This is a genomic window from Streptomyces sp. NPDC093801, assembly GCF_040701585.1.
GTDB lineage: Bacteria > Actinomycetota > Actinomycetes > Streptomycetales > Streptomycetaceae > Streptomyces.
In genome coordinates this window covers 1-25569 of the sequence record NZ_JBFBDP010000061.1, presented here as the reverse complement: position 1 = coordinate 25569, position 25569 = coordinate 1, and the positions used below count along the sequence as shown (strand labels likewise).

At 73.5% G+C, this 25569-nt stretch carries 20 protein-coding genes and 1 pseudogene; 17 read left to right on the top strand and 4 right to left on the bottom strand.

Annotation, left to right across the window (positions count from 1 at the left end):
- A pseudogene (locus AB0469_RS39300) lies at positions 1 to 111 on the top strand (IS481 family transposase); the annotation flags it as partial.
- On the opposite strand, the gene AB0469_RS39295 reads toward AB0469_RS39300, so the two are convergent.
- The gene (locus AB0469_RS39295; RefSeq protein ID WP_366456405.1) at positions 108 to 1481 is read right to left on the bottom strand and encodes an aminopeptidase P family protein; all 1374 of its coding nucleotides are present in this window, start codon (positions 1479 to 1481) and stop codon (positions 108 to 110) included. The pseudogene AB0469_RS39300 and the gene AB0469_RS39295 sit on opposite strands and share 4 nt — an antisense overlap.
- A 172-nt stretch (positions 1482 to 1653) precedes the next feature.
- Between AB0469_RS39295 and AB0469_RS39290 the strand changes: the two genes are divergently transcribed.
- The 14 genes from AB0469_RS39290 to AB0469_RS39225 all read left to right on the top strand — a co-directional run bounded on the left by AB0469_RS39290 (position 1654) and on the right by AB0469_RS39225 (position 17934).
- The gene (locus AB0469_RS39290) at positions 1654 to 4041 is read left to right on the top strand and encodes a collagenase (RefSeq protein ID WP_366456404.1); all 2388 of its coding nucleotides are present in this window, start codon (positions 1654 to 1656) and stop codon (positions 4039 to 4041) included.
- A 92-nt stretch (positions 4042 to 4133) separates the two neighbouring features.
- The gene (locus tag AB0469_RS39285) at positions 4134 to 5255 is read left to right on the top strand and encodes an FAD-binding oxidoreductase (RefSeq protein ID WP_366456403.1); all 1122 of its coding nucleotides are present in this window, start codon (positions 4134 to 4136) and stop codon (positions 5253 to 5255) included.
- 40 nt (positions 5256 to 5295) lie between these two features.
- Positions 5296 to 5610, top strand: a complete 315-nt coding sequence (locus tag AB0469_RS39280; RefSeq protein ID WP_366456401.1) for a (2Fe-2S)-binding protein — start codon at positions 5296 to 5298, stop codon at positions 5608 to 5610.
- Complete coding sequence (locus AB0469_RS39275) at positions 5591 to 7063, top strand: NAD(P)/FAD-dependent oxidoreductase (protein ID WP_366456400.1); 1473 nt, start codon at positions 5591 to 5593, stop codon at positions 7061 to 7063. Before AB0469_RS39280 ends, AB0469_RS39275 begins: the two co-directional genes overlap by 20 nt.
- Before the next feature lie 199 nt (positions 7064 to 7262).
- Positions 7263 to 8126 (top strand): dihydrodipicolinate synthase family protein, encoded by an 864-nt coding sequence (locus AB0469_RS39270; RefSeq protein WP_366456406.1) that lies wholly within the window; start codon positions 7263 to 7265, stop codon positions 8124 to 8126.
- A 56-nt stretch (positions 8127 to 8182) separates the two neighbouring features.
- A complete protein-coding gene (locus AB0469_RS39265) occupies positions 8183 to 9187 on the top strand; it encodes a proline racemase family protein (protein ID WP_366456399.1) in 1005 nt (334 codons plus the stop codon).
- Positions 9184 to 10212, top strand: coding sequence for a proline racemase family protein (locus AB0469_RS39260; protein WP_366456398.1), 1029 nt, complete (start codon positions 9184 to 9186; stop codon positions 10210 to 10212). The genes AB0469_RS39265 and AB0469_RS39260 overlap by 4 nt, the downstream gene beginning before the upstream one ends.
- The gene (locus AB0469_RS39255) at positions 10209 to 11174 is read left to right on the top strand and encodes an ornithine cyclodeaminase family protein (protein ID WP_366456397.1); all 966 of its coding nucleotides are present in this window, start codon (positions 10209 to 10211) and stop codon (positions 11172 to 11174) included. Before AB0469_RS39260 ends, AB0469_RS39255 begins: the two co-directional genes overlap by 4 nt.
- 56 nt (positions 11175 to 11230) lie before the next feature.
- On the top strand, positions 11231 to 11941 hold the full coding sequence (locus tag AB0469_RS39250) for a GntR family transcriptional regulator (RefSeq protein ID WP_366456396.1): 711 nt from the start codon (positions 11231 to 11233) through the stop codon (positions 11939 to 11941).
- A gap of 219 nt (positions 11942 to 12160) precedes the next feature.
- Positions 12161 to 13903: an ABC transporter substrate-binding protein gene (locus AB0469_RS39245; RefSeq protein ID WP_366456395.1), complete on the top strand. Its 1743-nt coding sequence runs from the start codon at positions 12161 to 12163 to the stop codon at positions 13901 to 13903.
- Positions 13904 to 13932: 29 nt separating this feature from the next.
- A complete protein-coding gene (locus tag AB0469_RS39240; protein ID WP_366456394.1) occupies positions 13933 to 14901 on the top strand; it encodes an ABC transporter permease in 969 nt (322 codons plus the stop codon).
- Positions 14898 to 15884 carry an ABC transporter permease gene (locus AB0469_RS39235; RefSeq protein ID WP_366456393.1) on the top strand — a complete coding sequence of 329 codons (987 nt, stop codon included), beginning with the start codon at positions 14898 to 14900 and terminating at the stop codon, positions 15882 to 15884. Before AB0469_RS39240 ends, AB0469_RS39235 begins: the two co-directional genes overlap by 4 nt.
- Positions 15884 to 16918, top strand: coding sequence for an ABC transporter ATP-binding protein (locus AB0469_RS39230; RefSeq protein ID WP_366456392.1), 1035 nt, complete (start codon positions 15884 to 15886; stop codon positions 16916 to 16918). The genes AB0469_RS39235 and AB0469_RS39230 overlap by 1 nt, the downstream gene beginning before the upstream one ends.
- On the top strand, positions 16915 to 17934 hold the full coding sequence (locus AB0469_RS39225; RefSeq protein WP_366456391.1) for a dipeptide ABC transporter ATP-binding protein: 1020 nt from the start codon (positions 16915 to 16917) through the stop codon (positions 17932 to 17934). Before AB0469_RS39230 ends, AB0469_RS39225 begins: the two co-directional genes overlap by 4 nt.
- A 72-nt stretch (positions 17935 to 18006) precedes the next feature.
- Here AB0469_RS39225 and AB0469_RS39220 read toward each other — a convergent pair whose 3' ends face one another.
- Entirely contained in the window at positions 18007 to 20058 is a 2052-nt protein-coding gene (locus AB0469_RS39220; protein ID WP_366456390.1) for a prolyl oligopeptidase family serine peptidase, read from the bottom strand.
- An 82-nt stretch (positions 20059 to 20140) separates the two neighbouring features.
- Between AB0469_RS39220 and AB0469_RS39215 the strand changes: the two genes are divergently transcribed.
- Positions 20141 to 21718, top strand: a complete 1578-nt coding sequence (locus tag AB0469_RS39215; RefSeq protein WP_366456389.1) for an MFS transporter — start codon at positions 20141 to 20143, stop codon at positions 21716 to 21718.
- A gap of 34 nt (positions 21719 to 21752) precedes the next feature.
- Positions 21753 to 22223: a hypothetical protein gene (locus AB0469_RS39210; protein WP_366456388.1), complete on the top strand. Its 471-nt coding sequence runs from the start codon at positions 21753 to 21755 to the stop codon at positions 22221 to 22223.
- A gap of 72 nt (positions 22224 to 22295) precedes the next feature.
- Here the strand turns inward: AB0469_RS39210 and AB0469_RS39205 are convergent, their stop codons facing one another.
- Both AB0469_RS39205 and AB0469_RS39200 read right to left on the bottom strand, forming a co-directional pair.
- On the bottom strand, positions 22296 to 23690 hold the full coding sequence (locus AB0469_RS39205) for a cytochrome P450 (protein WP_366456387.1): 1395 nt from the start codon (positions 23688 to 23690) through the stop codon (positions 22296 to 22298).
- Positions 23691 to 23817: 127 nt separating this feature from the next.
- A complete protein-coding gene (locus AB0469_RS39200) occupies positions 23818 to 25347 on the bottom strand; it encodes a UDP-N-acetylglucosamine 1-carboxyvinyltransferase (RefSeq protein WP_366456386.1) in 1530 nt (509 codons plus the stop codon).
- Between the last annotated feature and the right edge of the window lie 222 nt (positions 25348 to 25569).

Here is a 25569-nt window from a genome sequence, read left to right as displayed (position 1 = left end):
GACGCCTTCCCCGACTGGCTGCACACCTACAATCACCACCGCGGACACACCGCGCTCGCAGGCAAACCACCCGCCAGCCGCGTCCCCAACCTCACTGGGCAATACACCTAGGGGGTGTCGAGGAGGGTGCCCATCCATTCCTCGATGCCGGCCACCGTGCGCGGCAGGGCGCCGGACATCAGGCGGGCCCCGTCGGAGGTGATGACGAGGTCGTCCTCGATGCGCACGCCCATGCCGCGCAGTTCGGCCGGGAGGGTCTCGTCGTCCGGCTGGAGGTAGAGGCCCGGCTCGACGGTGAGGACCTGGCCCTCCTCCAGCACCCCGTCCAGGTAGGTCTCGGCGCGCGCCCGGGCGCAGTCGTGGACGTCGAGGCCGAGCATGTGGCCGCTGCTGCACAGGGTGTAGCGCCGGTACAGGTCGCCCTCGGCGTCCTTGAGCACGCCCCATGCGGCGAGCCCGTCGGCGATGACCCGCATGCTCGCCCGGTGGAAGTCGCGGAAGCTCGCGCCGGGCCGCAGGGCGGCGATGCCGGCCTCCTGGGCGGCGAGCACCAGCTCGTAGACCTGCTTCTGGACGGGGGAGAAGCGCCCGGACAGCGGGAGGGTGCGGGTGATGTCGGCGGTGTAGAGGCTGTCGGTCTCCACGCCCGCGTCCAGCAGCAGGAGTTCGTCCCGGTCGAGCCGGCCGTCGTTGCGGGTCCAGTGCAGCACGCAGGCGTGGGCGCCGGAGGCGGCGATGGTCTCGTAGCCGAGGCCGTTGCCCTCGGCGCGGGCACGCAGGTTGAAGACCCCCTCGATCCAGCGCTCGCCGCGCGGGTGGGCGAGGGCCCGGGGCAGCGCCCGCACGGCGTCCTCGAACCCGGCGGTGGTGTGGTCGACGGCGAGCTGGAGCTGGTCGACCTCCCAGGCGTCCTTGACCAGGCGCAGTTCCGACAGGGCGGCGGCCAGGGCGGTGTCGGTGGCGGCGTTGCGGCCGGTGGGGGAGCCGAGGGCGTCGAGGTGGGCGCAGCGCAGGCCGGTGAGCCGCTCGGCCTCGGCCAGGTCGGGGCGCCGCCCCACCCAGAACTCGCCGTAGCGGCGGTCCCGGTAGAACTCCTCCGTGCCGTCGGAGCGGTCGGAGCGGGGGCGCAGGTAGAGGACGGCCTCGTGGCCGTGCGGGCCGGCGGGCTCGAGCACCAGCACGTGGCCCACCTGGTCCTCGCCCGTCAGGCCCGTGAGCCAGGCGTACGCGCTGTGCGGGCGGAAGCGGAAGTCGCAGTCGTTGGAGCGGACCCTGAGCTCGCCAGCCGGGACGATCAGCCGCTCGCCGGGGAAGCGGGCGGAGAGCCGGGCGCGGCGGGCGGGGGTCATGTCGTACGCGGTCACCCGGGAGCCCGCCGGCAGGGGCGAAGGCGCCCAGTTCCCCGCCATGAAGCGGGACAACTCCGCTGATACCAGGAGGTCGTGGCTGCCGGTGTTCAGGCGGGAGGGGGTGTCGGTCACGGAGGCTCCCTCAAGAAGGACTGAACTGGTGTGCGCACAGGTCTTGCCAGTGCAATTTCACATTACTATGTTACAGCTCACACCGCGGCACATTAATCCCCGTCAAACGCCGTGTGAAGCAGGGCAGTTCACGCACCACTACCCCCACCTCCCTTCCCACAGGAGTCCCAAGGTGTCCCAGCACAGAGCTGTGCGTACGTCTCTCCTCTCCGCCGCCGTCACGGTCACCCTCCTCGCCACCGCCGGCCAGGCAGTGACCCAGGCGGCCGAGCGGGGCACCCCCGCCGCCACACCCGCCGCGTCGGCACCCGCCGCCTTCGCCGCCGGTCCGGCCGCCGCGCCGAACCCCTTCGACGAGGTCGACCGCCTCGCCGACGCCCGGCAGCCCGCCCCGGCGCCCGCCCCGGCCCCCGGCGGCAAGTCCGTCGCCGACAACCGGGTTCCCGGCGCCGCCGACGCGGCCCCCGACAGCGACAAGGGCCGCAAGACGGCCACCGCGCAGGCCGCGCCCACCGCGAAGAGCGTCGCCGCGGGCGTCCCCTGCACCCTTGACGGGATCACCGGCCTCGGCCCGGAGCAGTTCGCCGACTTCCTCGCCGACCCTGCCGTCACCGCCGACGGCTGCCTGCGCGGCCTCATATGGACCTGGGACGCGCGCCTCGCGCCCGTCATGTCCGACGCCCACGTCCAGGCCGTCTCCCGCCGGATATCCGCCCTGGCCGCCGCCCACGACGGCCGTAACTCCTCCCACCTGGAGGAGATGTTCACCTACCTGCACGCCGTCGCCTACCACGACTACTCGCGCACCGAGATCGACGTCACCGACGCCCCCACCGTCGACGCCATGCGCCGCGCCATCGCCGACTTCGGCGGCGCCGCCCACACCTTCGACGTCACGGCCTCCAATGCCCGCACCCTGCGCGAGGCCCTCTACGCGGGCAGCGCCCCCGGCCTGCGCCAGCACCAGCTCGGCCTGATCAAGAAGGTCCTGGCCACCCTGGACGCCTCCCACCCGGCCACCAACACGGACGCCTCCTGGGGCGGCGCGGCCCTCGCGGCCCTCTCCGTCAACTACCTGGGCGTCTACCCGGGCAACCAGGACGCGGCCTTCCACGCCGCCGTCACCGCCGACCCCTCCTACCGCGCCGCCTTCAAGGCCTTCGCGGGCTACACCCACCTCAAGGGCACCGCCAACGCCTGGGCCGCCCGCGACGCGCTCGGCGAGTACGGGCGCTTCGGCCAGGTGAACGGCCTCAAGGACCCGGTCACCGCCGACCTCGGCGCCCTCCTGGAGCCCGTCAAGTCCGGCTGGGGCAACGGCAGCGAGCAGTGGGCCAAGCTGGTCTCCTGGCTCAACTTCTACGAGGCGTGCAAGCCGTACGGGGTGTGCAAGGAGGACATCGAGAAGCAGCTCTTCCCGAACACCTACACCTACGACAACGGCGGCATCAAGGTCCGCACCGCCCTCGACCGGGCCACCGTCGACCAGCTCTACTACGCGAGCAAGCAGGTCAAGACCCAGTTCCACCGCGTCCTGGGCACCGACCAGCCGCTCGCCGGGGACCCCAACAGCACGCTGAACATCGTGCTGTACGCCTCCCGGGCCGACTACGAGAACTACCACCCGATCCTCACCGGGTACGGCACCAACAACGGCGGCATCTACATCGAGAACGGCGCCACCTTCTACACCTACCAGCGCCGCGTCCCGCAGGACTCCTCCCTCACCCTGGAAGAGCTCTTCCGCCACGAGTACACGCACTACCTCAACGGCCGCTTCGCCGTCCCCGGCTCCTTCGGCCAGGGCGACTGGTACCAGGGCGACCGCACCACCGCCATGGACGAGGGCACCGCCGAGTTCTTCGACGGCTCCACCCGCGACAACGGCATCGCCGTCCGCAAGTCCCTGGTCCGGGGCGTCATCAACGACACCGCCGGCGGCGGCCCGCGCATGAGCATCGACCAGCTCCTGCACGCCACCTACGACGGCGACGGCTTCCGCTTCTACAACTACGCGGGCACGTTCTTCGAGTTCCTCTGGACCGAGAAGCCCTCGCTGCTGCGCGAGATGTACGGCTACCTGCGCGCCAACGACGTCGCCGGCTTCGACGCCTGGCGCAACCGCATGGGCGCGGACACCTACCTCCAGCGCGACTACAACCGCTTCCTGGACGCCCAGATCGCCAAGGTGGACCAGCTCTACGTCCCGAACACCACCTTCACGCCCAACGACCAGCTGCGCGACTCCGCGCTCGCGTCGGTGAAGTCCTCCTTCGCGTCGGCGACCTACAACACCCCGGACTGCGTGGAGAACGGCGACCCCGGCAAGCGCCGCTTCACCTGTACGGGCCGGATCACCGCGAACCTGAAGAACTGGCGCAGCGACGACCAGAACTTCAAGGACATGTCCGAGACGGTCGACTACTTCCTGCTCGACCGGGCGGGTGCGGCCTCCAACAACCTGGCGGACATGAACTGCTCCTTCGGGCCGCTGGAGATCTGGGACAGCAAGGCGGCGGGCACCTCCTCCTACAGCTGTGAGGGCCCCCTCCGCAGCTGATCCCACGCCCGGGCCGGTTCCGAGACCCACGGGGGGCGGAACCGGCCCGGGCGACCCTAGGCACCATCAAAAGAATGTGACATATTACTGACATGGACGTCGTGATCATTGGCGCCGGCGTCGTCGGAGCCGCGTGCGCGTACTACGCGAGCCGCTCCGGTCTCTCCGTGGCGGTGGTGGACCGGGGCCCCGTGGCCGGCGGCACCACCGGCGCCGGCGAGGGCAACCTGCTCGTCTCCGACAAGGAGGCCGGGCCGGAACTCGACCTGGCCCTCCTCTCCGCCCGCCTCTGGCAGGACCTGTCCGCCGAACTCCCCGGGGCCGTCGAGTACGAGCCCAAGGGCGGCCTGGTGGTGGCCCCCGACGAGACGACCCTCAAGGCCCTGCGCCACTTCGCCGAAGGCCAGCGCGCGGCCGGGGTGGTCTCCGCCGAAGTCGGCCCGGCGGGCCTCCGCGAGCTGGAACCCCACCTCGCCCCGGGCCTGGCGGGCGGATTCCACTACCCCCAGGACGCCCAGGTCCAGCCGGCCCAGGCGGCGGCCCGGCTGCTGAGGGCCTCGGGCGCCACCGTGCACCTGGGCGAGGAGGTCACCGGGCTCCTCCTGGAGTCGGGGACCGTCCGGGGCGTGCGCACCTCCCGCCGGACGCTGCGGGCGACGGCGGTGGTCAACGCCTCGGGCACCTGGGGCGGCCGGATCGCCGACCTCGCCGGAACCACCCTGCCCGTCCTGCCCCGCCGCGGCTTCGTCCTGGTGACCGAACCCCTCCCGCGGGTGGTCCGCCACAAGGTCTACGCCGCGGACTACATCGCGGACGTGGCCAGCGGCTCCGCGGCCCTCCAGTCCTCGGCGGTGGTCGAGGGCACCCCCTCGGGCCCGGTCCTGATCGGCGCCACCCGCGAGCGGGTCGGCTTCGACCGCACCCTCTCCACGGAGGCCCTGCGCCGCCTGGCGGCCCAGGCGGCGGCCCTCTTCCCGGTCCTTGCGGACGTCCGCGTCATGCGCACCTACCACGGCTTCCGCCCCTACCTCCCGGACCACCTCCCGGCCATCGGCCCGGACCCCCGCGTCCCCGGCCTGCTCCACGCCTGCGGCCACGAGGGCGCCGGCATCGGCCTGGCCCCCGCGACGGGAGTCCTCGTCGCGGCGTCCCTCACCGGAGCCGAGCCCCCGCTGGACCCCGCACCCTTCCGCCCGGACCGCTTCGGTCCGTGACCCCCTGCCGCCCCGACCCCCGCACACCCCAGGAGCCCCCTTGAAGCGCAGCCCCCGCGAGCTGGTCGGCGGCAGCCCGGCGGCCACGTACCCGATCGACTTCGACGGCCGCGCACTGCCCGCCCAGGAGGGCCAGAGCATCGCCGCCGTCCTCTGGGCGGCCGGGATCCTCGCCTGGCGCACCACCCGCGAGGGCGGCGCCCCGCGCGGCGCCTTCTGCGGGATCGGCGCCTGCTACGACTGCCTCGTCACCGTCAACGGCCGCCCCAACCAGCGGGCCTGCCTCGTCCCCGCCCGCCCCGGGGACACCGTCACCACCCAGGAGGGCACCGGCCATGCCGACCTCGCCGTCTGATTCCGCGCCCTCCGCCGGGGCGACCCCCGCCGACCTGGCGGTCATCGGCGCGGGCCCCGCCGGGCTCGCGGCCGCCGTCAGCGCCGCCCGGCTCGGCCTGCGCGTCACCCTCCTCGACACGGCCGACCGCCCCGGAGGCCAGTACTACCGCCGGCCGGCCCCTGCGCTCGGCGCCGACCGTCCCGAGGCCCTGCACCACGACTGGCGGGCCTTCGCCACCCGCGAGGCCGCCCTCCGCGCCCACGAGAGGTCGGGCCGCGTCACCTACCTCCCCCGGCACCACGTGTGGACGGTGGTTCCCGACGGCGCCTCCGGCACCTGGACCCTCCACGCGGTGGCCGGCCACGCCCCCGACGAGACCCGGGAGACCGTCCGGGCGCGCGCCGTGCTGCTCGCCACCGGCGCCTACGAACGCCAGCTCCCCTTCCCCGGCTGGACCCTCCCCGGCGTGGTCGGGGCCGGCGGCGCCCAGGCCATGCTGAAGGACAACCTCGTCCTGCCCGGCCACCGCGTAGTGGTGGCCGGCAGCGGCCCGCTCCTCCTCGCCGTGGCGGGCTCCCTCGCCGCGGCCGGAGCCACCGTCCCGGCCGTCCTGGAGGCCGCCTCCTACACGGCGTACGCCCCCCAGGCCCCCGCTCTCCTGCGCAACCCCGGCAAACTCGCCGAAGGCGCCACGTACGGCGGGGCCCTGCTCCGCCACGGCATCCGCCTGCTCACCCGTCACGCCGTCACCGAGGCGCACGGCACCACCCGCGTCGAAGCCGTCACCGTCGCCCGCCTCGACGAGGACTGGCGCCCCCTGCCCGGCACCACCCGCCGGATCCCCTGCGACGCCCTCGCGGTGGGACACGGCCTCGTGCCCCAGCTGGAACTGGCCACCGGCCTCGGCTGCGCCACCCGTCCGAGCCCCGACGGCACGGTCGCCCTGGAACTGGACGAGGCCCAGCGGACCTCCGTCCCCGGCGTCTGGGCGGCCGGTGAGACCGGCGGCATCGGCGGGGCCCGGCTGGCGCTGACCGAGGGAGAGATCGCCGCCCACGCGATCGCCGGCCGGCCGGTCCCCGCCGCCCTCGTGCGCCGCCGCGCCCGCCTGCGCGCCTTCGCCGGCGCCATGGCCGCCGCGCACCGCCCCGGCTCCGGCTGGACCGGCTGGCTCCGCGAGGAGACCGACGTGTGCCGCTGCGAGGAGGTCCCGGCCGGACGGATCCGCGAGGCGGTCCAGGAGCTCGGCGCGCGGGACGCGCGGACGGTCAAACTCCTCACCCGGGCCGGCATGGGCTGGTGCCAGGGCCGGATGTGCGGCCCCGCGGTGGCCGCCCTGGCCGGCGGGGAACCCGCGCCGGACCGGCGGCCGCTGTCCTGCCCGGTCCCGCTCCGCCACCTCGCCGCGCTGCCCCCGGCGGAGGCGGCCCCGACGGGAACCGACCCGGCGCGGACCCCGCCCGGCCCCTGAGCGCCGGGGTCGTGCGCCCCCTGAGTCACCACCGCGCGCCAACCGGCGCCCTCCGGCCCCTTGTGGCCGATCCGCACCCACTAGTAAAATGTCACACACCACACTAGGGAGTCCTTCCATGACCGACGCGCCCACCCCCGCGCCCTCCGCCGACCACGGCCCCGACACCCGCACCCGCACCCGCCCCTGGCACGGCATCATGGTCGCCACCGCCCTGCCCCTGCGCGAGGACCTCTCCGTCGACTACGACGCCTACGCCGAACACGTGGCCTGGCTGATCGCCAACGGCTGCGACGGCGTCGTCCCCAACGGCTCCCTCGGCGAGTACCAGACCCTCACCGACGAGGAGCGGGCCCGCGTCGTGCGCACCGCCGTCGAGGCCGCCGGCGACGGCGCCCGCGTCATGCCCGGCGTGGCGGCGTACGGCAGCGCCGAGGCCCGCCGCTGGGCCGACCAGGCCGCCGAGGCCGGAGCGGGCTCCGTCCTGCTCCTGCCCCCCAACGCCTTCCGCGCCGACGAGGAGACCGTCCGCGCGCACTACGCGGAGGTGGCCGGCGCCGGCCTGCCGGTGGTCGCCTACAACAACCCGTACGACACCAAGGTGGACCTGACCCCCTCCCTCCTCGCGCGCCTGCACGCCGACGGCAGCATCGTCGCCGTCAAGGAGTTCAGCGGGGACGTCCGCCGCGCCTACGAGATCGCCGAGCTGGCCCCGGGCCTCGACCTGCTCATCGGAGCCGACGACGTCCTCCTCGAACTGGCCCTGGCCGGCGCCGTCGGCTGGATCGCCGGCTACCCCAACGCCCTGCCCCGGTCCTGCGCCACCCTCTACCGGGCCGCCGTCGCCGGTGACACCGCCACCGCCCTGCCGCTCTACAAGTCCCTGCACTCCCTGCTGCGCTGGGACTCCAAGACGGAGTTCGTCCAGGCCATCAAGCTCTCCATGGACCTGGCCGGCCGCCCCGGCGGCGCCACCCGCCCCCCGCGCTTCCCGCTGACCGGGGAGACCGAGGCCGCCGTGCGCGCCGCCACCGAGAAGGCCCTCGCCGAGGGCCTCAACTAGCCACCGGCTGACCAGCCACCCAGCACGAACCAGCGAACGGCCGGAGGGGCGAACCGATGCGCACACGCCACGTCTACCACGCGGTGGACTCCCACACCGAGGGCATGCCGACCCGGGTGATCACCGGGGGAGTCGGGGTGATCCCCGGCGCCACCATGGCCGACAAGCGGCTCCACTTCATCGAGCACATGGACCACGTCCGCACGCTGCTCATGTACGAGCCGCGCGGTCACGCGGCGATGAGCGGTGCGATCCTCCAGCCGCCCACCCGGCCCGACGCCGACTTCGGCGTGCTGTACATCGAGGTGTCGGGCCTGCTGCCCATGTGCGGGCACGGCACCATCGGGGTGGCCACGGTCCTGGTCGAGACCGGCATGGTCCCGGTGGCCGAGCCGGTCACCACGGTGCGGCTCGACACCCCGGCCGGGCTGGTGAGCGTGGACGTACGGGTCGAGGACGGCGCGGCCACCGCCGTCACCCTCACCAACGTCCCCTCCTTCTGCGTGGGCCTCGACCTGAAGGCCGAGGTCCCCGGCTTCGGCACCGTCACCTACGACCTCGCCTACGGCGGGAACTTCTACGCCTTCGTCGAACTCGACGCCCTGGGCCTGCCCTTCGACCGGGCCCGCAAGGACGAGCTGATCGCCGCCGGGCTCGCGGTCATGGACGCGGTCAACGGCTCCCCGGACCGGCCCGTCCACCCCGAGAACCCCTCCATCTCCGGCGTCAAGCACGTCTACCTCGCCGCCCCCGGTTCCGACGCCCGCCGCTCCCGGCACGCCATGGCCATCCACCCCGGCTGGTTCGACCGCTCGCCCTGCGGCACGGGGACCAGCGCCCGCATGGCCCAGCTGCACGCGCGGGGCCTGCTGCCCCTCGGCACCGACTTCGTCAACGAGTCCTTCATCGGCACCGAGTTCACCGGCCGCCTGATCGGGGAGACCACCGTCGGCGGCCGCCCGGCCGTCGTCCCGACGGTCACCGGCCGGGCCTGGATCACCGGCACCGCCCAGTACTTCCTCGACCCGTCCGACCCCTTCCCCGGAGGGTTCCTGCTGTGACCGCCCCGACCTCCGTCCGCACCGTGGACTACCACACCGCCGGCGAGCCCTTCCGGATCGTCGACACCGCCCGCGACGGGATGCCCACCGTCCCCGGCGACACCGTCGCCGAGCGCTGCGCCACCGCCATCGGCCCGGGCGGGTCCGGGACGGCGCCGCGGCGCGGCCCGCTGGACGACGTACGGCGGCTCCTGGTCCAGGAGCCGCGCGGACACGCCGGCATGTACGGGGGGTTCGTGGTGCCCCCGGACGACGACGGGGCCCACCTCGGGGTCCTGTTCTGGCACAAGGACGGCTACTCGACCGCCTGCGGCCACGGCACCATGGCCCTCGGCGCCTGGGCCGTGGACTCCGGCAGGGTCGCGGCCCCCGACGACGGGGACGTCCAGGTGCGGATCGACGTGCCCTCGGGCCGGGTCGCCGCCACCGTCCACCGGGCCGGGGGCCGCACCACCGGGGTCACCTTCCGCAACGTCCCGGCCGTGGTGGGCGCCCGCAAGGTGCCGGTGGCCACCACCCTGGGCATCGCCGAGGTGGACATCGCGCACGCCGGGGCCTGCTACGCCTCCGTCTCGGCGCGCGACCTCGGCCTGGAGGTGACCCGCGCAGCGCTGCCCGCCCTGGTCGGCGCCGGGCGCGAGATCCGTGCGGCCCTCGCCACCCACCCGGCGACCTGGCACCCGGACGGCCCGCTGCTCTCCGGCGTCTACGGGGTGATCCTCCACGAGGAGCTGCCCGAGACCCCGTTCGGGCCGCACCAGCGCAACGTCACCGTGTTCGCCGACGGGCAGGTCGACCGCTCGCCCTGCGGCTCGGGCACCTCCGCCCGGCTCGCGCTGCTGGCGCAGGACGGCCGGCTGGGCGCGGGGGAGGACCTGCTGCACGAGTCGGTGACGGGCACGGTGTTCACCGGCCGGATGCTCGACGGCGGGGTCACCGAGGTCACGGGCACCGCCTACCGCACGGGGGAGCACCTCTTCAGCGTCGACCCGTCCGACGCCCTCGGCGCGGGCTTCCTGCTGTGACGGCCGCCCCCGCGACGGCCCCCGTCCTGCTGGGCGCGGACGAGACGGCGGGCCTGCTCACCGCCGCGCGGGCGGCCGACGCCCTGGACGGCGCCCTGCGGGCGGGACTCGACCCCGAGGCCTGCCCGCAGCGCACGGGCGTACCCACCCCCGGCGGCGAACTGCTGCTCATGCCGGCCGCGTCGGGCGCGTACGCCGGGGTGAAGATCGCCGGGGTGGCCCCCGGCAACCCGGCCCGCGGACTGCCCCGGATCACCGGCAGCTACCTCCTCCTGGACGGCCCCACCCTGCGCCCGCTGGCCGTCCTGGACGGCGCCGCCCTGACCGCCCTGCGCACCCCGGCGGTCTCCGCCCTCGCCCTGCGGTACCTCACCGGACCCGGGCGTCCGCTGCGGCTGGTGCTCTTCGGCGCGGGCCCGCAGGCGTACGGGCACCTCGACGCGGTCCTGGAGCTGCGGGAGCTCGCCGGCGTGGTGGTCGTGGCCCGCGACCCCGGCCGCGCCGGCGCCCTGGTAGCGCACGCGCGGACCCTGGGCGTCCCGGCCCGCACGGGCACGCCGCAGGACGTGGCGGGGGCCGACCTGGTGCTGTGCTGCACCACCGCCCGCGAACCGCTCTTCGACGGGCGGCTGGTGGACCCGGGGGCGGTGGTCGTCGCCGTCGGCTCCCACGAGCCGGACGCCCGGGAGACGGACACCGCCCTCGTGCGACGCGCGGCGGTGTACGTGGAGTCGCGCGCGGCGGCGCTGCGCGAGGCGGGGGACCTGCTGATCCCCGAGGCCGAGGGGGCGATCGGTCCCGGTCACATCCACGGCACCCTGGCGGACCTGGTCGCCGGACGGAACCTCCCCGGGGGACGGACGGACGGTCCACGGCTCTTCAAGAGCGTGGGCATGGCCTGGGAAGATCTTGCCGTCGCAGTGGCGATCTACCACGCGACCGGAGCGAACGGCGAAACGTGACATTGTACGCTGTTCCTCCGCACGTCCGTGGTGTGCGGGGTCTCGGAGGAAGAGCAATGGGTGACCTGAAGCAGCACAGTCTCATCAAGGCCCAGGAAAGGCTGCGCGACCAGGTCGGCCATGCCCTCCGGGCCGCGCTGATAGCGGGCGAGCTCCGTCCCGGCAGCGTCTACTCGGCTCCGGGCCTCGCCGCCGAACTCGGGGTGTCGGCCACGCCCGTGCGCGAGGCGATGCTGGACCTGGCCCGCGAGGGCCTGGTCGAGCCGGTCCGCAACAAGGGCTTCCGGATCACCGAGGTCAGCGAGCGCGACCTCGACCAGTACACCGAGCTGCGCACGATGATCGAGGTCCCGACCATCGGGCGGATCACCCGCACGGCCGAGCGGGAGCAGCTGGAGGAGCTGCGCCCGATCGCCGAGGAGATCGTCAGCAGCGCCCGCGAGCACAACCTCATCGGGTACCTGGAGGCCGACCGCCGCTTCCACCTCAGCCTCCTCGCCCTCGCCGGCAACGAGCGCCTGGTCGAGACCGTCGGCGACCTGCGCAAGCGCTCCCGGCTGTACGGGCTGACGGGCCTGGACGAGGCCGGCAAGCTGGTCTCCTCCGCCGAGGAGCACCTCGAACTGCTGGACCTGATGCTGACCGGCGACGCGGAGGCGGCCGAGGAGTGCATGCAGCGCCACCTCGGTCACGTCCGCTCCCTGTGGGCCCAGGGCCGTGACGAACCGGTGGGCCGCCCCCAGGGCGGCCTCGGCTCCGGCCTGTAGGGGCCGCCCCTCGTCCGCAGAAGCCGCCGGGCAGCCGCCCGGCGGCTTTTCGCGTCCGGCGTCCGGTGGGCGGGCCGCCCTCCGCACCCGCAACTCCCTTGTGGGGAGGCTGATTTGGACACGGCTGGATAACGGCGGCGACAAGGGGTTGTCAGTACAATTTCACATTACTATGTTACCGGTCACATCCTAAAGCGCGGCCCTTCACTGGAGTGACCCATGACCAAGCGCACGCAACTCGCCCTCGCCACCGCCCTGGTGGCGACGCTCGCACTCGGCGCCTCGGGCTGCTCCGACCCCAAGAAGGGCTCCGAGGGGAAGGGCGGCGCCAACCCGGCCGCCGCCAACGACGGCAAGACCCTCGGCGGCACCCCCGTGAAGGGCGGCACCCTCACCGTGCTGTCCAACCAGGACTTCTCCCACCTCGACCCGGCCCGCAACTGGGTCATGCCGACCATGGACTTCGGCACCCGCCTGCTCTACCGCACGCTCGTCACCTTCAAGGCCGAGCCCGGCAAGGGCGGCAGCGAGCTCGTCCCCGACCTCGCCACCGACCTCGGCACTCCCTCCAACGGGGGCCGCACCTGGACCTTCACCCTCAAAGAGGGCCTGAAGTACGAGGACGGCAGCCCGGTCAAGGCCCAGGACGTCAAGTACAACGTCGAGCGCTCCTTCGCCCCCGACCTCACCGGCGGCCCCGACTACGCCGCCCAGTACCTGGCCGGCGCCGAGGGCTACAAGGGCCCCCTCCAGGGGCAGCACCTGGACTCGGTCAAGACCCCCGACGACCGCACGATCGTCTTCGAACTCAAGCGCCCCGTGGCCGAGTTCTCCCAGACCGCCACCCTCCCCACCTTCTCCCCGGTCCCGCAGTCCCAGGAGAAGGGCACCCAGTACGACGCCCGCCCCTTCTCCTCCGGCCCCTACAAGATCGAGAGCTACGAGCGGGACAAGAAGCTGGTCCTCGTCCGCAACGAGCACTGGGACCCGAAGACCGACTCCGTCCGCAAGGCCTACCCGGACCGGTTCGTCGTCGTCATGGGCCTCAAGGGCGGGCAGATCGACGACCGCATCATCGCCGGCGAGGGCGCCGACGCCTCCGCCGTCGAGTACGCCAACATGCGTCCCGAGAGCGCCCCGAAGGTCCTGCCCAAGCCCGACGTCAAGGCCCGCCTGCTCGCCGAGTCCCAGGGCTGTACGACCATGCTCCACCTGAACAACTCCCGCGCCCCCTTCGACGACCCCAAGGTCCGCGAGGCCCTGCAGTACGCGGTCGACAAGGACGCCGTCATCACCGCCGCCGGCGGCCCCGCCCTCAACGAGGTCGCCACCGCCTACCTGCCCCCCGCCCTCACCGGCGGCAAGCAGGCCGACACCCTGAAGATCCCCGCCTCCGGCGACCCCGCCAAGGCCAAGGAGCTCCTCAAGGCCGCCGGCAAGGAGCACCTCAAGGTCTCCCTCGCCGTCTCCACCGGCGACAAGGCCAAGGCCGAGGCGCTCCAGCAGGGCCTGTCCCGGGCCGGCGTCGAGGTCGTCATCGACACCGTCGACCCCGGCGCCTACTACGACGTCATCGGCGACCTCTCCACCACCCCCGACATGACGTACACCGGCTGGTGCCCCGACTACCCCTCCGGCTCCACCTGGATCCCCTTCGTCTTCGACGGGCGCACCATCAAGGACAAGGGCAACCAGGGCAACTACTCCCAGTTCCGCGACGACGCCACCATGAAGCGGATCGACGAGATCAACGCCATGGCCGACGCCAAGCAGGCCAACCAGGCCTGGATCGACCTCGACGCCGAGGTCATGAAGAAGTCCCCGTCCATCCCGATCCTGCTGGAGCGCAAGCCGCTCCTGGTCGGACCCAACATCGCCGGCGCCTACGGCCACCCCGTGTGGACCGGCACCGTCGACTACGGCAGCATCGGCCTCAAGGACCCGTCGAAGAGCCAGGGCTGAGGAAGCCGGGACCGGGACCCGAAGCCACCATGACCACCACCGCACCCGGCGCCGCCCCCGAGGCGGCCCCGGCCGGGACGCCCACCGGGGCCGTCCCCCCGGGCAGCAGCCCCTGGCAGCTCGCCCGGCGGGAACTGCGCCGCCGCCCCGCCGTCCGCGTCAGCCTCTGCGTCGTCCTCCTCTTCGTCCTGACGGCCCTGACCGCCCCCTGGCTGGGCGCGCTCGGCGGCTGGTCGCCCGAGGAGTTCGACAAGTCCGCCGTCGACCCCTACCTCGCCGGCCAGCCGCTCGGCTCCTTCGGCGGGATCAGCCCCGAGCACTGGCTCGGCGTCGAACCCGTCACCGGCCGCGACCTGTTCGCCCGCGTCGTCCACGGCGCCCAGGTCTCCCTGCTCATCGCCTTCGCCGCCACCGCCATCGTCGTCCTCGCCGGCACCGCCGCCGGCATCGCGGCCGGCTACTTCGGCGGCCGCACCGACGCCGTCCTGTCGCGGCTCATGGACCTCACGATGTCCTTCCCCTCCCTCATCTTCATGATCGCGATGCTGTCGGTGGCCAAGGACGTCAACCGGATCGTGCTGATGACCGCCGTCATCGGGCTCTTCGGCTGGCCCGGCGTCGCCCGCGTCGTCCGCGGCCAGACCCTCTCCCTCAAACACCGCGAGTACGTCGACGCCGCCCGCGTCGGCGGATCCGGCCCCTGGCGGATCCTGACCCGCGACATCCTCCCCGGGGTCTCGGGCCCGGTCATCGCCTACACCACCCTGCTGATCCCCGGCATGATCAGCACCGAGGCGGCCCTCAGCTACCTCGGTGTCGGCGTGCGCCCGCCCACCCCCTCCTGGGGCCAGATGATCGCCGAGTCCGTGGCCTTCTACGAGACCGACCCGATGTACTTCGTCATCCCGAGCGTCTTCCTCTTCCTCGCCGTCCTCGCCTTCACCCTCCTCGGCGACGCCCTGCGCGACATCCTCGACCCGAGGGGCGGCCGCAGTTGATCCTCTACCTCCTGCGCCGGCTCCTCGCCCTGGCGGGCGTGCTCGTCGCCATCGCCGCCGTCACCTTCCTCATCTTCTACGTCCTGCCCACCGACCCCGCCGCCGCGGCCTGCGGCAAGACCTGCAGCCCCGAACGGCTCGCCGACGTACGGGAGTACCTCGGCCTCGACAAGCCGCTCTGGGAGCAGTTCGCCCACTTCCTCACCGGCATCTTCACCGGGCGCACCCTCGGCACCGGCCAGTACGCCGTCCAGTGCGACTTCCCCTGCCTGGGCTACTCGTACGAGAACTCCCTGCCCGTCTGGGACCTGCTCATGGACCGCCTCCCGGTCTCCGCCTCCCTCGCCTTCGGCGCCGCCGTGCTCTGGCTGCTGCTCGGTCTGGGCGCCGGCGTCACCGCGGCCCTGCGCAAGGACACCGCCACCGACAAGGCCCTGATGGTCGGCGCGGTCGCCGCCGCCTCCCTGCCGGTCTACTTCACCTCCGTCATGCTCATCTGGGGGCTGATCCGCATCGCCGGGCTGCTGCCCTACCCCAGCTACCACGAGCTCACCGCCGACCCGCTCGGCTGGGCCGGGAACCTGCTGCTGCCCTGGACCGCGCTCGCCCTGCTCTACGCCGCGATGTACGCCCGGCAGAGCCGGGGCTCGATGATCGAGGCGATGGCCGAGCCGTACATCCGCACCGCCCGAGCCAAGGGCATGCCCGAGCGGACCGTCGTCGTCAAGCACGGCCTGCGCTCCGGGATGACCCCGATCCTCACCATCTTCGGCATGGACCTCGGCGGCCTGCTCGCCGGAGCCGTGATCACCGAGTCCATCTTCGGGCTCCCCGGCATCGGCCGGCTGTTCTACGGGGCGCTCGTCAGCTCCGACCAGCCCGTGGTCCTCGGGGTCACCCTGCTCGCCGCCTTCTTCATCGTCGTCGCGAACCTCGTCGTCGACCTCCTGTACGCCGTCATCGACCCGAGGGTGAGGTACTGATGACCGCCCCCGCAGCGCCCCTCCTCGAAGTGCGCGACCTCAGCGTCACGTTCAGCACCCCGCGCGGCACCGTACGGGCCGTGGACTCCCTCGGCTTCACCGTCGAGGCCGGACGCACCCTCGGCATCGTCGGCGAGTCGGGCTCCGGCAAGTCCGTCACCTCCCTCGCCGTCATGGGCCTGCACCGGGCCGGCGCCGAGGTCACGGGCTCCGTCAGACTCGCCGGACAGGAGCTCACCGGACTCCCCGAGAAACAGCTCGCCACGGTCCGCGGCCGGAAGATGGCCATGATCTTCCAGGACCCGCTGTCCAGCCTGCACCCCTACTACACCGTCGGCGAGCAGATCGCCGAGCACTTCCGGGTGCACTTCCGGGCCGGACGGGCCGCCGCGCGCAAACGGGCGGTCGACATGCTCGGCGAGGTCGGCATCCCCGAACCGGCCCGCCGGGCGGGGGAGTACCCGCACCAGTTCTCCGGCGGCATGCGCCAGCGCGCGATGATCGCCATGGCCCTGGCCTGCGAACCCGACCTCCTCATCGCGGACGAGCCCACCACCGCCCTCGACGTCACCGTCCAGGCGCAGATCCTGGAGCTGATCGCCCGCCTCCAGCAGGAGCGCGGCCTCGGCGTCGTGATGATCACCCACGACCTGGGGGTGGTGGCCCGCGTCGCCCACGAGGTGCTGGTCATGTACGGCGGCCGGGCCGCCGAACAGGCCCCGGCCGACGACCTGTTCGACGATCCGGGCCACCCCTACACCCGGGGCCTGCTCGACTCGCTGCCCCGCCTCGACAGCGCGGACGACGTCCCGCTGCCGTCCATCCCCGGCTCGCCGCCCTCCCTGCTCCACCCGGCGCCGGGCTGCGCCTTCGCCCCGCGCTGCGCGGTGGCCGCAGCGCCCCCCGCGGGAGACGCGGGACGCTGCACGGGCGAGCGGCCCGAACTGCGCCCGTACGGCTCCCCGGACCGGCTGGCGGCCTGCCACTTCGCCGGCGCGCTCCCCGCCGCCCCTGCCCCGGAGGTGTCCCGATGACCGCCCCGGCCACCCGTCCCCACCCCGCCGCGCGGGAGGGGTCCTCCTCCGGGCCGCTGCTCAGCGTCCGCGACCTGACGATGGCCTTCCCCGGCAAGCGCTCCCTGACCGGGCGCCGCTCGGCACCCGTGCGGGCCGTCGACGGGGTCTCGTTCGACCTGGAGGCCGGACAGACGCTCGGCCTGGTCGGCGAGTCCGGCTGCGGGAAGTCCACCACCGGCCGGATGCTCGTGCGGCTGCTCGAACCCACCTCGGGCAGCGTCGTGTTCGACGGCCGGGACATCAGCCGGCTCTCCCAGAGGGCCCTGCGGCCCCTGCGCAGGAACGTCCAGATGGTCTTCCAGGACCCGCACTCCTCCCTCAACCCCCGCCAGACCGTGGCGCGGATCATCTCCGACCCGCTGCTGGTGCAGGGCTGGAGCGCGGCCGACGCCCGGCGCCGGGCCGCGGAGCTGATGGAGCTCACCGGGCTGATCCCCGAGCACATCGACCGCTACCCGCACGAGTTCTCCGGCGGCCAGGCCCAGCGCATCGGCATCGCCCGCTCGCTGGCCACCAGCCCCCGGCTGGTGATCGCCGACGAGCCGGTCTCTGCCCTCGACGTCTCCGTCCAGGCGCAGATCGTCAACCTGATGGAGCGGCTGCGCGCCGAACTGGGCCTGGCCTACGTCTTCATCGCGCACGACCTCTCGGTGGTCAAGCGGGTCAGCGACCGGGTCGCGGTGATGTACCTGGGCCGGATCGTCGAGATCGGGGACAAGAAGTCCCTGTACGAGAACCCGCAGCACCCCTACACCCGGGCGCTGCTGTCCGCCGTCCCGCTGCCCGACCCGGCGGCGGAGCGGCGGCGCGAGCGGATCGTGCTGCTCGGCGACCCGCCGAGCCCGGCCGCCCCGCCCCCGGGCTGCACCTTCCACCCGCGCTGCCCCAGGGCGCAGGAGCTCTGCCGCACCGAGCGGCCGCTGCTGCGGATCGCCGCCTCGCGCGAGGTGGCCTGCCACTTCCCGGGTGACTGACGGGGATCACGGGAAGGAGGGAGGGCCCCGCGGACGGCACAGTCCGCGGGGCCCTTCCGGCGTTCCGGGGGATCACGCCAGTTCGCGGCGGAAGAACTCCAGCTCCAGCGCCATGATCTTCTCCCGGGCCCCGCCCGGGGTCATGTGCGTGACGCCGGGCAGCGCCAGCAGCTGGTGCGGGCGGCCCGCGTCGGTCAGCGCCTGCGACAGCCGCAGGGTGTGCGACGGGTGGACGTTGTCGTCGGCCAGCCCGGTGACCAGCAGCAGCGGCCGGGTCAGCCGGGGCGCGTCGGGGATCAGGGAGTCCCGCTCGTACACCTCGGGGTCGTCCTGCGGCAGGCCCAGGTAGCGCTCGGTGTACGCCGTGTCGTAGTGCCGGAAGTCGGTCGGCGCGGCCCCGGCGGCCGCCGCGTGGAAGACGTCCGGGCGGCGCAGCACCGCCATCGCGGCCAGGTAGCCGCCGTAGGACCAGCCGCGGACGCCGACCCGGCCGAGGTCGAGGTCGCCGTGGCGGGCGCCGAGTGCCCGCAGGGCCGCGACCTGGTCGTCGAGGGTGACCTCGGAGAAGCCCCGGTACATGGCGTGGGTGTGGGCGGGGGAGACGTTCGCGGTGCCGCGGTTGTCGACCGTGACGACGGCGAAGCCCTGGTCGGCCCACCACTGGCGGTGCTGCCAGCGGCGGGGCTCGGCGCAGACGTCCTGGGCGCCGGGGCCGCCGTAGCTGTCCATCAGGACGGGCAGGCGCCGGCCGGCGACATGGCCGCGGGGCAGGACGAGGGCGGTGGGGACCGCGCGTTCGGTGACCCGCTCCAGGGCCGGAACCACCCGGAAGGGCAGGGGCGCGGACAGGTCGCGGGGGCTGAGCTCGCGGCCGTCGGCGGTGTACAGGGTGCGCCGGACGCCGTCGGCGTCGGCGGAGGTCAGCAGCAGCGCCCCGGCCGCGCAGGCGGTCACGGAGTGCACGCCGGGCCCGTCGGCGAGCGGGGTGAGCGCGCCGGTCGCCGGGTCCAGGAGGAGGACCTGCTGCTCGGAGGGGTCGCGCAGGGCGGCCTCGACGAGCAGCCGGTCCCGGTGGATCCCGGCCACGGCGCGGATCTGGACGTCCTCGCCGGTGAGCGGCTCGCCGTCGACGGCGAGACCGCGCGCGGCCCCGTCGCCGACGTCCGCGGAGGTGAGGACGCGTCCGTCGGGCAGGCGGGCCGGGGTGCCGGGCAGCGGGTCCACCCAGTGGGGGTGCGTGGTGCGCGAGAGCTCGCGGGTGCGGCCGGTGGCCGGGTCGGCTGTGAGCAGGAGGACGTTCTGCTGGAGCCGGTCCTGGACGGTCAGCAGGATCTCGTCCTCGGACTCCCAGCCCGCGTCGGAGACGTAGGGGAGGGCGGTGGCGTCCCAGTCGAGCCGTACCCGGCCGCCGTCGGCGCGCAGGACCCACAGCTGGACGTCGGCGTTGGGGCCGCCGGCCTCGGGGTAGGCGAAGTCCTCGGCCGGGAGCTCGGGGTGCGCGGGGTCGGTGAAGTGGCGCCGCTGGAGGGCGCTCTCGTCCACGCGGGCGGCGAGCAGGGCGCCCCCGTCGGGGGACCACCAGTGGCCCCGGGTGCGGTCGAGCTCCTCGGCGGCGGCGAACTCGGCGACGCCCCAGCGGGCCCCGTCGTCGGGGCTGATCCGGCCCCCGGGCACGGTGTGGAGGGCGTCGTCCGCCACGTAGGCGGTGCGCGAGCCGTCGGCGGCGGGGCGCGGGTCGAAGACGGGGCCGGCGGTGGGGACCGGTGCGGGCGTGCCGTCGCAGGCGACCTCGTACAGCCGTCCGTAGAGGGGGAAGACCGCGCGGCGGCCGTCGCCGGAGAGGGCGTACGTGCCGATCCCGGCGGCCACGAGACGGGTCCGTTCGCGCAGTCGGCGTTCGATCGAGGGCAGTTCGCCGGGTTCGGGGGCGAGGACGCGGGGGTCGGCGAGGAGGGTCTCCTCGCCGGTGGCGGTGTCCAGGACCCAGAGGCTTTCGACGGCGTCGGTGGGGCCCGTCGAGCGCAGGAACCAGAGGAGGCGGCCGGCGTCGCCGAAGGAGAAGGCGCGGGGCGAGCCGTGGGTGAACCGGGCCGTGGCGGCGGACTGCCTGAGGAAATCGTCCATGATCTCAGTGTGGCATGTGAAATATCACATGGCCTAACCCATTCGAGTGGTGACCCTGGGTGGGCGGGCGTAGCGTCGACTGGTGGACCCGAACGCATCGCCGCACAGCACCGGGACCGACGGCACGGTCCGAGGAGAAGGCACCGGCAACGGCAACGGGCTGGCCCTGTTCGTCCTCGCCTCCTGCCAGTTGATGGTCGTCCTCGACATCACCATCGTGAACATAGCGCTTCCGCACATCCAGACGGCACTGCATTTCTCCACCGAGAGCCTCTCCTGGGTCGTCAACGCCTACACCCTCACCTTCGGCGGACTCCTCCTGCTCGGCGGCCGCACCGGCGACATCCTCGGCAGGAAGCGCGTGTTCGTCTCCGGCGTCCTGCTGTTCGGCCTGGCCTCCCTCCTCGGCGGACTCGCCCAGAGCTCCGGCCAGCTGATGGCCGCCCGGGCCCTGCAGGGCGTCGGCGGCGCCATCGCCTCCCCGACCGCCCTGGCGCTGATCACCACCACCTTCCGCGAAGGGCCCGCCCGCAACCGGGCCTTCGGGGTGTTCGCCGCAGTCTCCGCGGGCGGCGGCGCCATCGGGCTCCTGATGGGCGGCCTGCTCGTCGAATGGCTCAACTGGCGGTGGGTGCTCTTCGTCAACGTGCCCATCGCGCTGGTCATCGGCGTGATGGCGCGCAGGGTCCTGCACGAGTCCGAACGCCACCCCGGGCACTTCGACCTCGCGGGCGCGCTGCTGGGCACCGGCGGCATGGTCGCGCTGGTCTACGGGTTCATCCGTGCCTCCCAGGACGGCTGGAGCGACCCCGGCACCCTCGGCTCCTTCGGCGCGGCCGTGGTCCTGCTGACCCTGTTCGTCCTCAACGAGCGGCGCTCCCCGCAGCCGATCACCCCGCTGCACATGTTCGCGGACCGCAACCGGGCCGGGACCTACGGGATCATGCTCTTCCTCGCCTGCGCGATCTTCGGCATGTTCTTCTTCCTGACCCTGTTCGTGCAGGACGTCCTCGGCTTCAGCCCGCTGCGGGCCGGCCTCGCCTTCCTGCCCGTCAGCGTCATGGTGGCGTTGACGGCGACCGCCACCTCCCGGCTGCTGCCCCGGTTCGGGCCCAAACCGTTCATGGTCACCGGCGCGCTCTGCTGCGCCGCCGGACTGTCCTGGCTGACGCGGATCGACGTCCACTCCACCTACCCGGGCAACATCCTCGGCCCGATCATCGTGTTCGCCGCAGGCATGGGCATGCAGTTCGTCTCGCTGACGCTGACGGCGCTGTCCAACGTGCCCGAGCGGGAGTCGGGCGCGGCGTCCGGACTCCTCAACTCCATGCAGCAGGTCGGCGGATCGCTCGGCCTGTCGATCCTCGTCACCGTCTTCGGGACCGCCAGCCGCAACGAGGCGAAGGACCAGGCGCTGCCCTTCCTGCGCGCCTCGACCCCCGAGCAGAAGGCCTTCTTCCTGCGCACCCACCAGTTCCCCAAGCCCTGGTCCGACCTGGTGCTCACCTCGGGCGTCAGCGCGGCCTTCGTGGCGGCGGCGGCCTTCACCCTGGTGGGGGCGCTGATCGCGGTGCTCGTGATCCGGGTCCGGGCCTCCGACCTGGAGCGCTTCAAGGGCAACCACACCCCGGCAGGCGTTCCGGGGGAATCCCCCGGGTAGGGTCGGCTGGTCATCGATCACCGGGGGGAAACCGATGCTCCGACCCATCCTGCGCGGCGCCGCCGTGACGGCCGCGACCGTCACCCTGGCGGCGCTCACCGTCTCCTGCGACAGCGGCCGGGCGTCCGGGCCCGGGCCCGCCGCGGCCGCCCTCGCCGCCTCCGCCTCCGACACCGGTCCGCAGCCGCCGGCCCCGCAGCCGGAGCGGGTGCGGGACGCCTTCGCCGGGCTCCAGGCCACCCTGGAGGACTCCTGCACCCCGGCGAACTGCGCGTACCTCCTCGGCAGGGTCCACGACGAACTCCACCGCGTGGACCGCGCGATGAAGGCGGACCCCAAGGGTCCCGGCCACTTCCCCGAGCCGATCGCCCTGATCGCCGGCCTCGACCGGGAACTGGGCGCCGACCACGGCTTCGAGAACCTGAAGCGGCACCAGCCCGCGGTGTTCGGCGCCCGGGACGGGGTCGCCGGCTGGATGCTGGACCACCCCGAGGACTACCGCTGACCGCGCGGACCACCGCCGACCGCGGAACCCCCCGCTGACGCCGCGGGCCACCGCCGGCCGGGGCCCGGCCCGCTACCGCCCGGTGCGCCGGACGCGGCAGCGCATGGGCCCCTTGGTCTGCAGGGTGATCCCGGCACCCACCGGGACCTGCGCGTCCACGGCCTCGAACTCGTAGGCCCGCAGGATCATCGCCAGCGCGATCACCGACTCCAGCATCGAGAAGTGCTGGCCGATGCAGGCGCGCGGCCCGCCGCCGAAGGGGAACCAGGCGTACCGAGGACGGCCCGCCTCGGCCTCCGGGGCGAAGCGGTCGGGGTCGAAGCGGTCCGGTTCGCTCCAGTAGCGGGGGTGGCGGTGCGTCACCCAGGGGGCCAGGATCACCGTGGCGCCCGCCGGCACGGCGTGCCCGTCGATCTCGGTGGCGGCCACCGCCTCCCGCCCGATCACCGGCGCGGCCGGGTACAGCCGCATCGCCTCCTTGAGCACCCGGGTGAGGTACGGCAGCCGGTCGAGGTCGGCGGCCTGCGGCGTACGGTCGCCCAGGACGCGCAGGACCTCCTCCCGCGCCAGGGCCTGCTCCTCGGGGTGGCGGCCGAGCAGGTGCAGGGCGAAGGCCAGCGAGGTGGCGGTCGTCTCGTGCCCGGCCAGCAGGAAGATCAGCACCTGGTCGCGCAGCTCGGCCGCGTCGAAGGCCGCGTCGCCCGAGCTCTGCGCCCCGGCCAGCAGGGTCAGCAGGTCCCCGGCCGGCGCGCCGCCCGCGTCCGCCGACCGGCGCCGTTCGGCGATGATCCGGTCGCAGACCCCGTACAGCTCGTCCATGGCGGCGGCGGCCCGCCGGTTGCCCGGGGTCGGCCAGCCGCGCGGGACGTTGGCCGGGGAGTAGCCGCGGCGCAGGACGTAGTCGGTGATGACGGGGAAGCACCGGTGGACGACGTCGACGGTGGCGTCGACGTCGGAGCCGAAGAGGATCCGGGACACCGCCCGCAGCGCCAGGTGCATCATCTCGTCCGAGACGTCGACGATCCCGTCCCGCGCCTGCGTCCAGGCCGCGAGGGTGCCCTCGGTCTCGGCCGCGACCGCCCCGGCGTAGCCGTCCACCCGCTTGCGGGTGAACAGCGGCTGCACGAGGCGGCGCTGGCGCAGGTAGTCCTCGTCCTGGGCGGTCAGCAGGCCGTTGCCGAAGGAGTCCCGGATCTCCTGGTAGAAGGGGTTGTCCTTGCGGAAGTTGGCCGACTCGGAGGCCAGCACCTGCTGGGCGCCCTCGGCGGAGAAGACGCAGTACAGCTCCATGCGCAGCCCCGGCGGGCCCGCGTCGATCCGGACGACGTCGCCGTGGAGCCGCTGCGCCCGCAGGTAGGTGCCGAGCGAGTCGGACTTCAGGTCGAGGAGCGACCCGAGCAGCGGTATCCCCTCCAGGCCGGGGACCTCCGTCCCCGCACCCGTCTCCGCGCTCGTCCCCACTGCCATGACCGTCCCCCTCGCCTGCGTACCGACGAGGGGGATTCTGCCGTCCGCGCGCCCGCCCGGGCGAGCGTCCGCTCGCCAACCGGCCGAATAACGCCCCCGGTCCGGCGGGCGCGGGGACGCCCCGGTCCTAGATGTCCCGGAAGATCTCGATCTGGGCGCCGACCGAGTTGAGGCGCTCGGCGAGCTCCTCGTAGCCGCGGTTGATGACGTAGACGTTGCGCAGCACCGAGGTGCCCTCCGCCGCCATCATCGCCAGGAGGACGACCACCGCCGGGCGCAGGGCCGGCGGGCACATCATCTCGGCCGCGCGCCAGCGGGTGGGGCCCTCGACCAGGACGCGGTGCGGGTCCAGGAGCTGGAGGCGGCCGCCCAGGCGGTTGAGGTCCGTCAGGTAGATGGCGCGGTTGTCGTACACCCAGTCGTGGATCAGGGTCTGGCCCTGGGCCGTCGCCGCGATGGCCGCGAAGAACGGGACGTTGTCGATGTTGAGCCCGGGGAAGGGCATCGGGTGGATCTTGTCGATCGGGGCTTCGAGCTTGGAGGGGCGGACCGTGAGGTCGACCAGGCGGGTGCGGCCGTTGTCGGCGACGTACTCCGCGGAGCGGTCGTGGTCCAGGCCCATCTCCTCCAGGACCGCCAGCTCGATCTCCATGAACTCGATCGGCACCCGGCGGATGGTGAGTTCGGACTCGGTGACGACGGCGGCGGCCAGGAGGCTCATCGCCTCGACCGGGTCCTCCGAGGGGGAGTAGTCCACGTCCGCGTCGATGACCGGGACGCCGTGCACGGTGAGGGTGGTGGTGCCGATGCCCTCCACCTTCACGCCCAGCGCCTCCAGGAAGAAGCACAGGTCCTGGACCATGTAGTTGGAGGACGCGTTGCGGATGACGGTGACGCCGTCGTGGCGGGCCGCGGCGAGCAGGGCGTTCTCGGTGACGGTGTCCCCGCGCTCGGTCAGGACGATCGGGCGGCCGGGGGAGACGCCGGGCTCGACCTTGGCGTGGTAGATGCCCTCGGTCGCGGTGATGTCCAGGCCGAAGCGGCGCAGGGCGATCATGTGCGGCTCGATGGTGCGGGTGCCGAGGTCGCAGCCGCCGGCGTAGGGCAGGCGGAAGTGGTCCATCCGGTGGAGCAGCGGGCCCAGGAACATGATGATGCTGCGGGTGCGGACGGCCGCCTCCGCGTCGATGGCGTCCATGTCGAGGACGGCCGGGGGGATCAGCTCCAGGTCCACGCCGTCGTTGATCCAGCGGGTGCGGACGCCGATGGAGTTGAGGACCTCCAGGAGCCGGTAGACCTCCTCGATGCGCGCCACCCGGCGCAGCACCGTACGGCCCTTGTTGAGCAGGGAGGCGCACAGCAGGGCGACGCACGCGTTCTTGCTCGTCTTGACGTCGATGGCGCCGGACAGGCGGCGGCCTCCGACCACGCGCAGGTGCATCGGGCCGGCGTAGCCCAGGGAGACGATTTCGCTGTCGAGCGCTTCACCGATTCGGGCGATCATCTCAAGGCTGATGTTCTGGTTGCCGCGCTCGATGCGGTTCACCGCGCTCTGGCTGGTGCCGAGCGCTTCGGCGAGCTGGGTCTGGGTCCAGCCCCGGTGCTGCCGGGCGTCACGGATGAGCTTGCCGATGCGTACGAGGTAGTCGTCTGCCATGGGTGCACGTTATCTCAGATATGAGATGGTGATCGCATCGGGTGGTACGAATGGGTGACATAAGGGTGTTGCGGGCGGGAAGGGACTTACCGGGCGTCAGGTCGTGGCCCGGGACGAGGCGGAGGAGCGGAGGAGGGGAGGAGCGGAGGAGGGGAGGGGGCGGGGGGGGGGCCCCGGGGCCCCCCCCCCCCCCCCCCCCAGGGGGCGGGGATTGGGGCACTC